Annotated in this window: 15 protein-coding genes; all 15 read left to right on the top strand. The window is 35.2% G+C overall.

Translation table 11 applies throughout. From position 1 onward, the window contains the following. Positions 1-26 precede the first annotated feature (26 nt). The 15 genes from HX021_RS16800 to HX021_RS16730 all read left to right on the top strand — a co-directional run bounded on the left by HX021_RS16800 (position 27) and on the right by HX021_RS16730 (position 15,480). A complete protein-coding gene (locus HX021_RS16800) occupies positions 27-1,199 on the top strand; it encodes a hypothetical protein (RefSeq protein WP_286591663.1) in 1,173 nt (390 codons plus the stop codon). Beyond that, positions 1,189-2,724 carry an MATE family efflux transporter gene (locus HX021_RS16795; protein WP_286591662.1) on the top strand — a complete coding sequence of 512 codons (1,536 nt, stop codon included), beginning with the start codon at positions 1,189-1,191 and terminating at the stop codon, positions 2,722-2,724. The genes HX021_RS16800 and HX021_RS16795 overlap by 11 nt, the downstream gene beginning before the upstream one ends. 12 nt (positions 2,725-2,736) lie before the next feature. Beyond that, on the top strand, positions 2,737-3,699 hold the full coding sequence (locus HX021_RS16790; RefSeq protein ID WP_286591661.1) for a WaaS/CpsH family glycosyltransferase: 963 nt from the start codon (positions 2,737-2,739) through the stop codon (positions 3,697-3,699). Positions 3,700-3,708: 9 nt separating this feature from the next. After that, entirely contained in the window at positions 3,709-4,896 is a 1,188-nt protein-coding gene (locus HX021_RS16785) for a hypothetical protein (protein ID WP_286591659.1), read from the top strand. Further along, complete coding sequence (locus HX021_RS16780) at positions 4,880-5,713, top strand: glycosyltransferase family 2 protein (protein WP_286591658.1); 834 nt, start codon at positions 4,880-4,882, stop codon at positions 5,711-5,713. The genes HX021_RS16785 and HX021_RS16780 overlap by 17 nt, the downstream gene beginning before the upstream one ends. Before the next feature lie 176 nt (positions 5,714-5,889). Next, on the top strand, positions 5,890-7,011 hold the full coding sequence (locus HX021_RS16775) for an MraY family glycosyltransferase (protein ID WP_286591657.1): 1,122 nt from the start codon (positions 5,890-5,892) through the stop codon (positions 7,009-7,011). Positions 7,012-7,102: 91 nt separating this feature from the next. Next, on the top strand, positions 7,103-7,624 hold the full coding sequence (locus HX021_RS16770) for a 3'-5' exonuclease (RefSeq protein ID WP_286591656.1): 522 nt from the start codon (positions 7,103-7,105) through the stop codon (positions 7,622-7,624). 108 nt (positions 7,625-7,732) lie between these two features. Further along, a complete protein-coding gene (locus HX021_RS16765; protein WP_286591655.1) occupies positions 7,733-8,200 on the top strand; it encodes an adenylyltransferase/cytidyltransferase family protein in 468 nt (155 codons plus the stop codon). 5 nt (positions 8,201-8,205) lie between these two features. Then, a complete protein-coding gene (locus tag HX021_RS16760) occupies positions 8,206-8,628 on the top strand; it encodes an adenylyltransferase/cytidyltransferase family protein (protein WP_286591653.1) in 423 nt (140 codons plus the stop codon). A gap of 6 nt (positions 8,629-8,634) precedes the next feature. Further along, on the top strand, positions 8,635-9,633 hold the full coding sequence (locus HX021_RS16755; RefSeq protein WP_286591652.1) for a mannose-1-phosphate guanylyltransferase: 999 nt from the start codon (positions 8,635-8,637) through the stop codon (positions 9,631-9,633). Between the two features lie 302 nt (positions 9,634-9,935). Then, on the top strand, positions 9,936-10,454 hold the full coding sequence (locus HX021_RS16750) for a helix-turn-helix domain-containing protein (RefSeq protein WP_286591650.1): 519 nt from the start codon (positions 9,936-9,938) through the stop codon (positions 10,452-10,454). A 14-nt stretch (positions 10,455-10,468) separates the two neighbouring features. Beyond that, positions 10,469-11,437 carry an SDR family oxidoreductase gene (locus tag HX021_RS16745; RefSeq protein WP_286591649.1) on the top strand — a complete coding sequence of 323 codons (969 nt, stop codon included), beginning with the start codon at positions 10,469-10,471 and terminating at the stop codon, positions 11,435-11,437. A 31-nt stretch (positions 11,438-11,468) separates the two neighbouring features. Further along, on the top strand, positions 11,469-12,752 hold the full coding sequence (locus tag HX021_RS16740) for a nucleotide sugar dehydrogenase (RefSeq protein WP_286591648.1): 1,284 nt from the start codon (positions 11,469-11,471) through the stop codon (positions 12,750-12,752). Positions 12,753-12,760: 8 nt separating this feature from the next. Beyond that, the gene (locus HX021_RS16735; protein ID WP_286591647.1) at positions 12,761-14,023 is read left to right on the top strand and encodes an oligosaccharide flippase family protein; all 1,263 of its coding nucleotides are present in this window, start codon (positions 12,761-12,763) and stop codon (positions 14,021-14,023) included. Next, positions 14,020-15,480 (top strand): asparagine synthase-related protein, encoded by a 1,461-nt coding sequence (locus HX021_RS16730; RefSeq protein WP_286591646.1) that lies wholly within the window; start codon positions 14,020-14,022, stop codon positions 15,478-15,480. The genes HX021_RS16735 and HX021_RS16730 overlap by 4 nt, the downstream gene beginning before the upstream one ends. The last annotated feature ends 71 nt before the right edge of the window (positions 15,481-15,551 follow it).

Raw genomic sequence — 15,551 nt, 5'->3', positions numbered from 1 at the left:
TAATACGATGTAGATTTTTGATGGGGATGATTAAAAAAGTAATTGTAATTGGATATCAACCATTGACAGAGAAAGTCGTGAAAGATTTTTATTTTGCGACACTCAATCATCATGGTTTTGAGGTGGAGTACTGGGATCTTAGTGGAATCTATTTTCCGAATATACTTCCGGACCGTCTGGTTGATGGAAGAGTGGTAAAAATTGAAAATAGAAGGGAGTTAGGTCATAAATTAGCAGGTTGCAAAGTCAAAGAATGTTTTTTTGTGCTGCATATTACCTATGAATACCGTGTCATTGATCTATTCCGGCTGTTGACCAAATATGATTGTATGATCTCTTTTTTTGCACGTGGAGCGTTGCCTGTCTCGAATCGAGAGAGTACATTAAAAGAAAAAATTTTAAGGAGTTTGAACCCAGTTACCCTCGCTGGATTTGTAAAGAATAAATACGCAGGATTGCTAAAGAAGATAGGTTATATAAAACCTTATGATATTGTATTCTCTGCCGGCAACTTTGGTTATCTAACTGTTGGAATAGCTGCTGATGTGGAGAAACAGCAGTCCAGGAATGTACCAATAAACTCACATGATTATGATACGGCATTAGAAAATCTTACTGGAGCGTCAGTGGTCGAAGGAAAGTTTTGTTTATTTTTAGACGAATATCTGCCTCTTCATCCCGATTTTAAACTATTGGGAATAAAAAGCGTTGATGCAGATCCATATTATGAATCAATAAATAGATTTTTCGATGTTATTGAAGAAAAATTCCAGCTTTCTATTGTTATTGCAGCGCATCCAAAGGCAGAGATGTATAGATCAAAGAATCCGTTTAATGGTCGCAAAATTGTGTTTGGTAAAACAAGCCAATTAACACGTGATTGTGAGTTTGTTTTGGCTCATATTTCGACATCCCAAAGTTTTGCTGTTTTAAATAAAAAACCTGTGCTTACCTTGACTACTGAAGCAATTAAAAAGGTAATGCCACAGTATGACTATTTTATTTCACATTTTTCAGTCAAATTGGGAAGTGCCTTGATCAACATCGATAATTACACCGCTTCTGATATCAAGATCAATAAAGTTGATGAGCTGATATACGATGCATACCTATATGATTATTTGACTTCGACTGAAAGTGAGAAAACCAGATCCAGTGAGATTTTTTTAAAAACATTAACTGCATATTATGGGGAGTAACTATACCATAAATTACATTAAAATATACCTATGGCAGAGTATATCTATGGTGTTAAACTTCCTTTCCATGTTTGTCGTGGTCCCCTTTCTTTCATCGAATCCACAGCTATACGGGGTATATACAATTTGTATTTCCACTTCAATTTTTTTGGCTTATGCAGACCTGGGCTTTATTAACGCGGGACAGAAATACGCAGCTGAATATTTTTCTCAAAATAACAGATCTGAGGAAATTAAAGTCATCGGGTTTTCGGGTTTCATATTGTTTCTATTTCTGCTCTTATTTATCGTTGGTTTCGCACTATTGAGTTTAAAGCCTGATTTGTTGATTAGTGGTTTGGATGATGTGACGAGTTATAAGACCGCTTCATCCCTTTTGCTGGTATTGGCCCTATCGACACCTTTGACCTTATTGCAGCGTATGTTGCAGATGATCTGTGGTATACGCCTTGCGGATTACATTGTTCAACGTACCAATACGCTCGCTAGTATCATTAAAATTTGTGCAGTATTTTGGTTTTTTAGGGTTGAACATTATGATATTGTTGGTTATTTTCTATTTACACAGATTATTACCTTCTTGTCGCTTCTAACTACAATGTATATTGTAAAAAAACAATTTAACTATGATTTTATAGCCGTATTTAAATCATTTAAATTTAATCGGAACGTATTCATAAAAACCAAAAATTTGGCATTCACGAGCCTTTTTATGACGGTTTCTTGGATATTGTATTATGAGCTTGACTCGGTGGCTATTGGTAAGATTTTTGGAGCCAAGGACGTTGCAATTTATGCAATTGGACTAACATTGCTTAGCTTTAGTAGGAGTATATTTGGCATTCTTTTTTCCCCATTTAATGCTAGATTTAACTACTTTATTGGTAAAAACGATGAAGAGGGGTTACGGACTTTTTACCTTCAGGTAACGTCATTGTTTGCTCCACTTGTTATACTACCGATTTTAGCTGTATGCATGATGACCGGCCCCTTGGTTATTTCCTGGGTGGGATCAGCATATGAAGAATCTATCCATATAGCTCAATATCTCGTACTTTGTAATCTTCTTGCTTTTATTTCTTATCCCACGGGAATTCTGCTAATGGCTACTGAACAGATAAAGAAAATGTACCTCGTGAACACATTATTACCCTTTGTTTTTTGGATCGGAATAGGTGTGTCGATTCACTATTTGGGACTTGTATCATTTGCTGTATTTAAGCTGGTTGCTTTTCTTATCGCCGGGGTAACTTATTATTATTTCATGCTTAAATACCTTAAAATCTCTTTTTCGACTTCATTGAAGGCAATTTTTAAGCCTATGTTGATTCCTGTAAGTTTCATTCTAGTGTCTTCACTATCTTTGCTGCCGTACTTGCAGACAATGGAGAAATCTAAGACGAATCTTTTAACTGTTGCTGCAATGATAGGAGGATTGATCGCACTTGCGTTTATTTTGCAATATGCAACATCGAAGACTATACGAAACCGGGCGAAACAGATTATTAAGCAGGTGCGTACTTAATTTATAGATGTTATGCAGATAGATTTAAACAACAAAAATATTCTTTTTATAGCACCCATTTTTTATAATTATCATGAAATTATAAAAGCTGAATTGGAGCGCCTCGGAGCAAACGTGTATTTTGTACCTGAGCGTGACTACTCGTTTAAATTTACTATCGTTAATAATTTCTTTCCCAATAAACTCGAAAAACTTCAAGCAAATCATTATCGGGCCATATGTAGAAAATTTGATCATATTGAATTTGATTATTTGTTTGTAATAAAAGGCTTTAAGATGTCGTTGGAATTTCTAGATTTATTCAAGGAGCGGTATCCTGCTGCAATTAAAATTATGCATCAATGGGATTCTGAAAAGAATAATCCATTTTCACATTTGATTGATAAATTTGATCGTGTGTTCTCTTTTGATTATGAAGATATTGCGAAATATCCGAATTTGGTTTATCTACCAAATTTTTACTTAAGCGATATTTATTTAAATGATAAATATGAATATCAGTATGATATCCTTTTTCTGGTGTCTTATTTACCGGAGCGATATCATATTATGAGTAAACTACAATCGTTTGCAGACAAACATCAGCTCAAACTAAAGGCTATCCTCATTATGCCTTTTACCACTTATGTAAAAGACTGGTTTAAGGGAAAGCGTTATGATAGAAGTATAATTAAATTTTCTCCACTGAGTCGAGCGGACTACTTAGCATTGTTTTGGAGGTCAAAAATTATATTTGACATGGGAAGCTCGTCGCAGACGGGTATGTCCCAAAGAACTATTGAGACCATTGAAAGCGGTAAGAAATTGCTTACTAATAACTACTATGTCAAACAGGACATTATATTTAATAAAGATCAAATTTTTGTAACTTCGGGGGAGTTTTCCGAAGAAATTTTGGATTTTATGAATAGTCCATTTGAAGTGAAACCAACAGGATATTCGATTGAGATGTGGATTAATAAATTATTTGGGTAATATTCAACTGTGAGAAATTCAATTATTGCCATTATTGCATATTTTTTAATACTTCACGTTATTTTACCTGGGGGCTATTATTTATATAATGGATTTAGGCCAATATATTCAGATTTTGAGGATCTGGATGCCTTGATAAAGGCTGTATGGATCATTGTTGCCCCCTTGGTGATTTCCATTCTCATTTTATGGTTCTTACCCAAACGAGATGAAATAATAGCACCTAATATTGAAGGAAGGCCCGTTACATTCATATTCTATTTTTCTGTTTTACTTAAGCTAGGGATAGTGTATGCGACAGGGGGATTTGCTGCTGCCGTTACCGGGGAGTTAAATGGAACCTTTGTCAATTACCTTTCCATTTTCTTTAACCCGTTTACGTTGTTATTGGCGATGCTCTTTACACAGAAAAAAAAGTCCAACATTATATTGGCAGTTGTGTTTTATGTTCTTTCTGTTACATTATCTGGAAGTCGAAGCGGAATTATAAGTATATTTTTCGTCTTTTTCATTGGTTTTTCTTTTGTGATATTTAAAGACTATAAGAAAAAATTGTTTGTTTTCTTAAAGTACGGAATTCTTGTCACACCGATCATTTTCGTGCTTGCTACTCGCATGCGGGATGCCGAATATGATATAAGTATAGATTTTTTGCTGGACCAGATTTTTGGCCGGATGTCTACTTTAGAATCATCTATGCTTCCAATTCACTATTTTGATAATAATTTGGAGTTGGAAACTTTTTATGACAAGTTTAGCGTGTGGCACCAATTGAAATTAAGTATAGATGCAATTTTACCCGGACAAATTTTCGAGTTTGATGTCATGCCAAATAATTATTATCGACATCTTTTCTTAGGGTATGAAAAGGAATTTGTTGTGGAAAATTACATGTCTATTAATCTGACACTCCCAGTTTACTTGTACATGAAGTACCAGTATTTTGCAATCCCGTTAACAATATTATATTTATTGGGATTCTATTGGTTAATTTTAGTGTTTAAAAAATATCCATTATTTATTATTGTATTGCTGGGAGTTTTTTACAATCTAATCTATTTCTTTGATTGGGTTATGGTATTTATGCAGTTTTATACAAGTTTACTGACAATTATCACATTGAAAGGCTATTTATTAGTTGTGGAAGCATATAAAATTGATTGGAAGAGAATAAAAGATAATGAAGTTACAGATTAGTTTGGTTGTATCTACATATGGAAGATATGAAGAGGTTGAGTTATTATTAGAAAGCCTCATTTTGCAAGACTGCAATAGGGCTGTTTTCGAGGTTATTATCGTTGATCAAAATGATAAAATTGACCTTTCTCCTCTTATTATAGCATATGAGGGGAAATTACAATTGGTATATTATAAAACCACAGAGAAAGGGCTTTCCAAAGCAAAGAATAAAGGGATAGAATTGGCCCAAGGAACAATAATAACTTTTCCTGACGATGATTGCAAGTTTTATCCGGATACGATTTCTAGTGCGCTACGTTTTTTTGAAAAGAATCCAGATGTGGATGTGATGTATGGCAGTGTATATGATCGAAACAGAAATAAAGGCATTATGCGGAACTGGTCAAAATCTGAGCTGAAATTAAATTTGTTTAATTTTAGCTTGAATTATTCAGCTATCAGTTGCTTTACCAAAATCCGGTTGAAGTTTAATGAAGATTTTGGCGTGGGATCAAAAATTTCATGCGGAGAAGAGTTAGATTATGCTATTCGTGCCATTCAACAGAAGAATAATGTGGTATATTCACCAGATACGCAGGTATGGCACCCTGAACTGAATGTGATGACTATGGACAAAAAGAAAGCTTTTGGATATGCATATGGTTATGGGGCTATTATGCGAAAAAATTTAAATTTGACCCTGTTGATTATTTTTATAAGTTCCATGGGGTATCAGATCATACGTTTTGTTTTATATTTTTTTACTGAAAATCGAACTAAATTTCTGAATGCCATAAATGGGCGATTCAGAGGTTTCTTTGGGCTTTCCCAATAATCTTAGCTTAAAATTCAGGAGTGATTTTACTTTTGAAGTATTAATTATCTTTGTATAGATTCACCCGAAAGATTTTTTTTTAAATTGTAGCGTTTAAAATACGATTCACGTTTGTTAAATAGAACTTAATATTATTATATTTGTCCAGCTTTTATTTGACCAGCTAATTATATTTTATGATTTATATTTTTACGCTTATATTCCTTTTTGTTATAGAGGTATTCTACTTAAAAATTGCAAATAGGTTTAATATAATTGATAAACCTAATGAACGATCTTCGCATACTAAGATTACTATCCGCGGAGCGGGAATTATTTTTTATATCGCAGCGATTATATATTTTGTTTATTCCGGGTTTGAGTATCCATGGTTTTTCTTTGGACTTAGCTTATTGACCTGTGTTTCTTTTCTGGATGATATTCGAGGTGTAAATCCATCTGCAAGGCTAATTATTCATCTGATGGCTGTTTTGTTAATGGGCTATGAGTTTGGTATTTTTAATTTCCCCTGGTACTACTTGGCTTTAACCCTTGTATTTTCGGTTGGTGTGATTAATGCATACAATTTTATGGATGGGATCAACGGGATGACGGCTTTTTGTACATTAGTTATGGCGGGACTTTTAGCTTATGTCAATACGAAGATAAATTATATTGAACAGGACTTTTTAATTTATACTATGCTTGGGGTATTAGTCTTTGGTTTTTTTAATTTTCGTAAAAAAGCCGCTTGTTTCGCAGGCGATGTGGGGCCAGCAGTCCTGTCGTTTATGCTGTTGTTCGCGTTGGGCAAATTGATTCTGAAAACAGGCGATTTTACCTATATCCTTTTCCTTGGGGTGTACGGAATTGAAATCGGCTGGTCTGTCATGCGTCGTATTTACCAAGGTTATCATATTTTTGAGCCACATCGTACCTTTCTGCTACATATGTTGAGCAATGAAGTTGGCTACAGCAGCCTGTTCGTTTCTACTGTATATGGTTTGATCCAATTAGTGCTTGGGGCATCAGTTATTTACATTGTACAATTTGATGCCTCCGTGCAGTGGTGGTTTGCTATAGCCACATTATCGGTGTTGAGTGGATTTTATTTGATAATAAAACAACATATCTTCCATAATTATGACATTAAAGGAGCAGAAAAGTATGCAATTCACCGAGAGCTTGCCCAAATGTCCATGGTAGAACTTGACGGAAAAGTAGAGTTTATCTCAGAGACAAATCTAGTCCCAGAAGTCAAAATTATCCACATGCCTAAGAAAGAGAAAAGAGAAGATTTATTGCATACTGGCGTATAATCCGTGAATGAGGACTTGCATGTTTGTTTTCCCATGAATAGGTGATAATTAAAAAAAGTATTAATTTTACCGCAACTTTAGGAGAATTAAGATGCCGTCAGGATTAAGTTTTACCGCAATAGATTTTGAAACTGCAACAGCCAATCAGAACTCGGCCTGTGCAATTGGCCTGGTTGTCGTGGAGCAGGGGATTATTGTCGATGAATTTTACTCGCTGATCCAACCTCCACAAAACCAGTATATGTGGCAGACGACGCGTGTCCATGGGATCCGACCTAAGGATACTGCTAATGCGCCTACATTTAAAGAATTATTCCCACAGATCCATCCCCTTATTCAGAACCGGACTATGGTTGCGCATAATGAATTGTTTGACAGAGGGGTCTTACGCAAGACCATGAACTATTATCATCTGCCTTACGATAGTCTGGGGTTAAATGAAAAATGGGAATGTACCTTTCGTATTTACCAGGCAAAAGGCTTTAAGCCTGCTCGGCTAAATGCCTGTTGTGAAGTCCTGGGGATTGAATTGAATCACCATGAGGCACTCTCTGATGCACGGGCCTGCGCCAATTTGTACCTTCGACATGCTGACGTCGCTTCTTTGGCGTGACATCAACCTTCAATTGTTGTTGAACCAAACATTGTTTTTTATTGTTCTCATTATAAATTATCTTTGAATTATTAAATAGTGTCTCTTTTATTGTTTAAGAATGCGATTATGGTAAATATTCCAGCAAAACATATGCGTATCGGTATCACGTTTAGTGCATTTGATCTCTTGCATGCAGGACATATTAAAATGCTTGAGGATGCGAAGCGTCAATGCGATTTCTTAATCTGTGGTTTGCAGACCGATCCTACATTGGATCGGCCCGAAAAAAACAAACCAACACAAACAGTTGTCGAGCGTTATATTCAACTTAAAGGATGTAAATATGTCGATCAGATTGTTCCCTATGCAACCGAGCAGGACCTAGAAGATATACTTCGCTCCTTTAAAATCGATGTGCGTATTGTGGGCGATGAATATCGAGAGAAAAATTTTACGGGTAGAGTTTATTGCGAAGAGAATGGCATAGACCTTTATTTTAATAATCGGGATCATCGCTTTTCGAGTTCAGGTTTGCGTAAGATTGTTGCACAAGCGAACTTAGATGAGGAGACTAGTTTAAAATATCAGAAATAGAAGATATGAAAATAGCAATTACTTTTGGTGTATTTGATCTATTGCATGCTGGGCATATTATGATGTTGGAGGAGGCAAAAAGGCACTGTGATTATCTTATTGTTGGATTAAATACAGATCCCTCTGAAGTGTTTCCGGAAAAGGCAAAACCCACACAGACGATAGTTGAACGTTATATTCAGTTAGAGGGCTGTCGATACGTCGATGAGATTATTCCCTACGAAACTGAACAGGATCTTATCGATATGATTAAGGCTTTACCGATCCAGATGCGGATTATTGGTGAAGAATATCGCGATACTGATTTTACAGGTCGATCGTATTGTGTGGAAGAAAATATTGAAATCTATTATAATAAACGGACGCATCGTTTTTCAAGTGCTGGTTTACGCAAGGTTGTCGCTGATAAGGAGGCCGGGAAAAAATAAAACATTATGAGTCATATTATCCATGTTGTATTGACAGGGGGAGTTGGAAGCCGTTTGTGGCCCCTTTCACGCAAAAGTTACCCAAAACAATATCTTTCTCTATTTAAAGAAGGATCGTTGTTTGAGATGACGATTAAACGCAATCAGTCTTTGTGTGGTCAGGTTATTGTAGTTGGAAATCGCGATAATCATAGTTTGAGTCGCGAAGTGATGGAAAACAATTCAATTGAATATATTGATATTGTGGAAGCAACACCGCGCAATACTGCTGCGGCAATAGCTTTTGCCGCTTTTGCTGCCCAATCTGATGATATTTTGATTGTGACACCATCCGATCATGTTATTGTTGGCGAGCAAGCTTATGCTGAGGCTATTCAGGCGGGTATTGAGAAAGCCAATAAGGGTTATATCGTTACTTTTGGTATTCAGCCCACTCGCCCGGAGACCGGTTATGGTTATATCGAATATAAGGAGGATAAAGTGCTTTCATTTCGGGAGAAACCAAACCAGGATACCGCAGAAGACTTTATTGAACGGGGAAATTTTCTTTGGAATTCGGGCATGTTCTGTTTTCGTGCCGATACATTCCTGGCCGAGTTGCAGACCTTTGAGCCCAAAGTTTATGCAACAGCTTTAGCGGCTTGGCAGCACCGTCAAGAGGGGGAGTTAGATCTTGCTTTATCCAAAGAAATTCCTTCTATTTCTATTGATTATGCTGTGATGGAACGCTCCAAGAAAATCCGAGTTGTCGCAACCAGCTTTCAATGGTCTGATCTTGGTTCTTTTGAATCTATGTATGATTATTTGCAGCAAACTGGTCACCCTGTGGATGAAAATGGAAATATGGTGATCGGTACGGATATCTATACCGCCTTTGTTGGGCTGAAGGATAGTATTTTGGTTTATACCAAGGATGCGATTTTGGTACTGCAGAAAGAAAAATCGCAGGACGTCAAAAAAATATACAATACGCTCGAACGTCATCAATCCAAATTGATTGATTAAAGCGTTTTTAGGAGCACGGCGTTGCTGTGCTCCTTCCATTATTCAAACCAACTTTCAATCTTTTCCTTATAAAAAATACATTTGCTATTAGAGCTATCTTAAGTAGATGTTACAATACATTCTTTTTATGGTATTATATTTTTTGATGTTCCACGTGAATTTTTAACTTTTTTATCGTGTAAATGAGTGTTTTAATGGGTTTTCCTTTTATGAGGAAATTTATAGTGTTATCATAACAATTTCTTAATTTGCATATGTAGGACAGCTTGAGTACTTTTGTTACTCGTTAAAATACTAAACCGATGCTGGACTCATTGATTACTTCCAAGACTAGACTCAAGCTGTTGATTAAGTTTTTTGTGTCTGCTAGCAACCAAGGGCATCTGCGGGGCTTGGCCGATGAGTTTCGGGAATCAACTAATTCCATCCGGAAAGAACTCAACCAACTCTCCGAGGCTGGGTATTTAGAAAAGCGTACAGCAAAAAATAAAATCCTGTACCGAGCCAATACAAATCATTCTCTATTTAAACCACTTCAGCAATTAATTCATGCATACTTAGGAATTGACGATATTTTAGATAAAGTTTTACAAAAAGCAGGAGATATTCAGGAAGTTAGCCTAATTGGTGATTACGCGGAGGGAATTGATTCTGGAGAAATTGATGTGTTAATTTTAGGAGAAAAATTAAATCAGGCATATTTATTGCAGTTAGCGGACAAGGTTGGAAAAAAATTGGGAAAGCAAGTAACTCTTTCTTTTGAAAAACCTGCTGAAGAACAACATTACATAAGTTTATATACAAATAATTCCAATATATAATTACTTTCAATAAGATGAGTAAAATATTAATTACAGGCGGAGCCGGATTTATAGGTTCCAATTTAACAGAACACTTTTTGGGGCAAGGACACCAAGTTGTCGTGTTGGACAACTTTGCGACAGGGCATCGCCATAACCTCGAACAGCATAGTAATAATCCTAATTTTATGCTAATCGAGGGTGATATTCGTAACAACGAAGACTGTCAAAAGGCCGTTGTAGGGATTGATTATGTTTTACATCAGGCAGCGTTAGGATCTGTCCCGCGTTCGATTAAAGATCCACAAACGTCCAATGAAGTAAATGTGACGGGGTTTTTAAATATGTTGGTTGCCGCACGTGATGCAGGGGTGAAACGTTTTATCTATGCAGCTTCATCTTCCACCTATGGAGATTCTGAGAACCTTCCTAAAGTGGAAGATATCATTGGTAAACCCCTATCGCCTTATGCAATTACCAAATATGTTAATGAGTTGTATGCGGATATTTTTTCAAAAACATACGGTTTAGAAACTATTGGACTTCGCTATTTCAATGTATTTGGTCGCCGGCAAGATCCAAATGGAGCTTATGCAGCTGTTATCCCATTGTTTGTAAAGAAATTTATGAATTATGAAAGTCCTGTGATTAATGGAACAGGAGACTATTCGCGTGATTTTACATATATCGACAATGTCATTCAGATGAATGAACGGGCCATGACCACGGATAATAACGAGGCCATTAATACTGTTTATAATACTGCTGTGGGTGATCGTACAACCTTAAATCAACTGGTAGGTTATCTTAAAGAATTTTTAACAGAGTACGATGCTGAGATTGCTAAAGTAAATGTTATTCATGGCCCAAATAGACAGGGTGATATACCACACTCTTTGGCGTCTGTTGACAAAGCACGTCGATTGCTTGGATATGAGCCTACGCATGTGATCCGAGAAGGATTGCAAGAAGCTGTTAAATGGTATTGGGAAAATTTAAAATAAAGAATTAATCAATTTAAAATAGTAATTAAGAATGAAAAAAATAGCTGTCATTGGATTGGGATATGTAGGTTTGCCACTGGCAAGATTGTTTGCGACCAAGTTTCCTGTAGTTGGTTTTGATATTAATCAAAAGCGGATTGATGAATTGCGCTTAGGTAAAGATTTAACATTGGAAGTTGAAGACGATGTTCTTCAAGCCGTACTTGTTAAAGATAATCCAATTAAAACAAGTGTGAATGGATTGTATTGTTCAAATCAATTGGTTGATATTGAAGATGCAAATTTTTATGTGGTTACTGTTCCAACTCCTGTTGATAAAAATAACCGACCGGATCTAACACCATTGTATAAAGCTTCCGAGACAGTTGGTAAAGTATTGAAAAAGGGAGATATTGTTGTTTATGAATCCACAGTTTATCCGGGTGTTACTGAAGAAGAGTGTATTCCTGTATTGGAAAAAATATCTGGGCTCAAGTTCAATGTAGATTTTTATGCAGGTTATTCTCCAGAGCGTATTAATCCAGGAGATAAACAACATACTGTAGAAAAAATATTAAAGGTAACTTCAGGTTCTACCCCTGCTATTGGAGAAGAGGTTGATTCAGTTTATAAAGAAGTAATCACAGCAGGTACACATTTGGCTCCTTGTATTAAAGTAGCTGAAGCGGCTAAGGTAATTGAAAATTCACAACGTGATATCAATATTGCCTTTGTCAATGAATTAGCAAAAATCTTTAATATTCTAGATATCGATACGCATGCGGTATTAGAAGCCGCTGGTACCAAATGGAACTTCTTACCATTCAAACCAGGTTTGGTAGGCGGTCATTGTATTGGTGTAGATCCTTATTATTTAGCACAGAAGGCACAAGAGCATGGATATCATCCAGAGATTATTTTAGCAGGCCGTCGTTTGAATGATTCTATGGGAGAATATGTGGCATCGCAGGTTGTTAAGACTATGATCAAAAAGGGGATTAATGTAAATGGCGCAGAGGTATTAATGTTAGGTGTAACATTTAAGGAAAATTGTCCAGATGTACGTAATACTAAGATTGTTGATGTCATAGCGGCATTAGAAGATTATGGCATTAATGTAACCACTTTTGATCCTTGGGCTAATCCCGCAGAGGTAAAGCACGAGTATGGAATCGAAAATGTTGTTGAATTACCAAAGACGAAGTTTGATGCTGTTGTATTAGGAGTTTCACATAATGAATTTTTAGATATACATCTTGACGATCTTAAGAAAGAATCTGCAGTGGTTTATGACGTGAAAGGGATATTATCTGATAAGTCTGATAATAGATTATAATTAATATTGTGAGTATTTTTCAAAAATTAAAGCAAAAAATACGAAATAAAGATTTTAAGACTTTATTGGAAAATTTTATTTCTCTTTCTGCTTTACAATTAATCGGAATGGTTTTGCCATTGATTACATTGCCATATGTTTTAAGAGTTATAGGATTTGAAAAATATGGAATAGTAGTGTTTGCAACTTCTTTAATTGCATATTTTCAATCACTGACTGATTTTAGTTTCAGGGTGACGGCAGTTAGGGATGTTGCAATTTTCAAGAATAGTCCTAAAAAATTAGATCTTATATACAGTAAAGTAATGACAATAAAAGGGATTTTTCTTTTACTGTCATTACTTTTAATATCAATAATTGTTTTTGCATATCCACCATTTTTCGATCAGAAATTGGTGTATTTTTTCAGTAGTTTGATGTTAATTGGGTATACTATTTTTCCTGAATGGTTTTTTCAGGGAATTGAAAAAATGAGATATATTACCTACTTAAACTTGGGTATTAAGATTTTTTTTGCATTATGTATTTTCATATTTATTCGTTCTGAAGAAGATTATTGGAAATATCCTCTTTTACAGGCTTCTGGGCTAATAGGAGCTGGTGTTGTGGGACAATATATGTTAACTTATAAATATAAGCTAAAGTTTAAATTATTGTCGGTTAGAATTATTTGGGGAACAATCAAAAATAATTTCCCTTTATTTATAAATCAGTTTGTTCCCACTTTATATAATAACACAAGTGTCTTTCTTTTGGGGTTAATGGGAAGCAAAACGATGGTTGGTATTTATCAAGCTATTTTAACCGTCGTAAACTTGGCTGTTACTGCTATCGAAATCTTATCTCGGGTATTCTTCCCTTTTCTAAATAGGAGAAGTGATGCTTTCTCTAAGTATAAGAGATTGATGTTGACTATTGTAATATTAATGAGTATGGTGCTTTTATTATTTCATTCATTAATTTTTACTTATTTACATATCTCGTTCGACAATGCTTTTGTTGTTTTATTAACATTAGTTTTTGGTTTGTTAGGATATGCCTTATCTAATATTTTTGGACTTAATTATTTTATTATACATAGACAGGATAAACTTGTAATGAACAATACGCTTAGAGCTTCTATATTAGGATTTTTATTGGCATTCCCTTTGATTCATTCTTTCGGGATATTGGGGGCTGCATTAAATTTGTCTTTATCAAGGTGGATGATGGGGGGTGGACTTTTAGTAAAATACATCAAGTTTAATGATAAAAAAAATAAACTTTTATGATTTCATTTAAACATTATAACCATCTAGGATTTCATAACCCATACTATCTTTTTAAAGATAAAAGGATGATTATTGAACCATCCTTTGAAGATGTTATTAACCATATACCTATTGAAGAACGAGTGCTGGATTTTAGTGCCTTGGTTGAAGTCTTTTCAACAGGTTATTGTTTTGGTGATAGAACCCTTATTAGAGGGGTGCGAAAATCCCCATGGATGGCAAGGCCAAATGAGAATTCTGACGGTTGGGACTATTTTGAAGTCCCGGACCATGGAGAAAAGGCTCAAGATGTAAAGAGTATTGTTAAAGAATTCTATACTTTGTTAAGAGAGGAGCTTTTAAGTTATGTACAATCCTATCAAAATATCGGGATTTTACTAACTGGAGGTATGGATAGTAGAATCGTGGCTGCGGTTATGAAAAACCTGCTTAATGAAGGTGAAATTTCTGATAAATCAATTTATGCATATACATGGGGGCATGAAAAAAGTAGAGATGTAATCTATTCTTCTTCTATCGCAAAAATGTTCGGATGGGAATGGAAACATGTGGTTGTTGACGAAAAGCAAATGCTTGAGAATTGTCAAATTGCGATTCAAAATGGATGCGAATTTACACCTATTCATCTCCACGCTATGTCGGAAATTACAAAAGAACAACACTTGGATTGTGTGTTAGCAGGAAGCTTTGGTGATAGTGTAGGAAGGGCCGAATTTTCAGGTAAAAAGGTAAGAGATATAAGTGGAGTAGATAATAAAATAAAGAATTTTGGCGGAATATTAAGGGATGATTTTCGAGAACTTGTAATGAATGAAGTTAAACAAGATATAAAGGATTACCATACACTTTTTCCTCAAAAATATATGTATCAACAATATGAACAGGATCAGCAGATTCATTATATGAGGAGGATGTTGAATGCGTGTATGAGCATAATTGATAAAAAGGTTCCGTTATATCAGATGTTTTCATCTCCCAATGTTTTTGGTTATATGTGGTCCTTAGTGCCAGAAAATAGAACGGATGAAGTTTATAAGGTTCTTTTAGAGGGTATTGCACCTGAACTTTTAGATATACCATGGGCCAGAACAGGGTTAAGATATCCAGAAAAGGAAGGTGCTCCCGACCTTTACAGAAAAAGTCATCATGATTATGGGCGAATGATTCGAGAACATTTTTTAGATTCTATTACAGAAACGATAGAACGAAATAAGTCTAGTGCTTCCTTATTATTTGATGTTCGATCCATACAAAAATTAATTCACAATATCAGAAGCTTGCCTATTTCTGGAAAATTAGTTTTCGAAGAAAAACTATTATATGTTAAGCAGATCTTAGAATTTATTAATAAATTCGACGTAAAGATTGAGCTCCCCGATTATCACAGTAGTTCTTTTGTGAGTATGAAGGAGGATTTTAAATATAAAGGACGTTATTTATACAGTAAGATTAGGTGATGTTAAATGTTATATCTTTTTTCTTTCTTTTACTAACCACTGTCTACTGTGTGGGGTATGTGATTAGGTCT

Origin of the sequence: Sphingobacterium sp. N143, from assembly GCF_030325625.1 — a bacterium.
Classification (GTDB): Bacteria; Bacteroidota; Bacteroidia; order Sphingobacteriales; family Sphingobacteriaceae; genus Sphingobacterium.
This window is presented reverse-complemented; position numbering and strand designations above follow the sequence as displayed.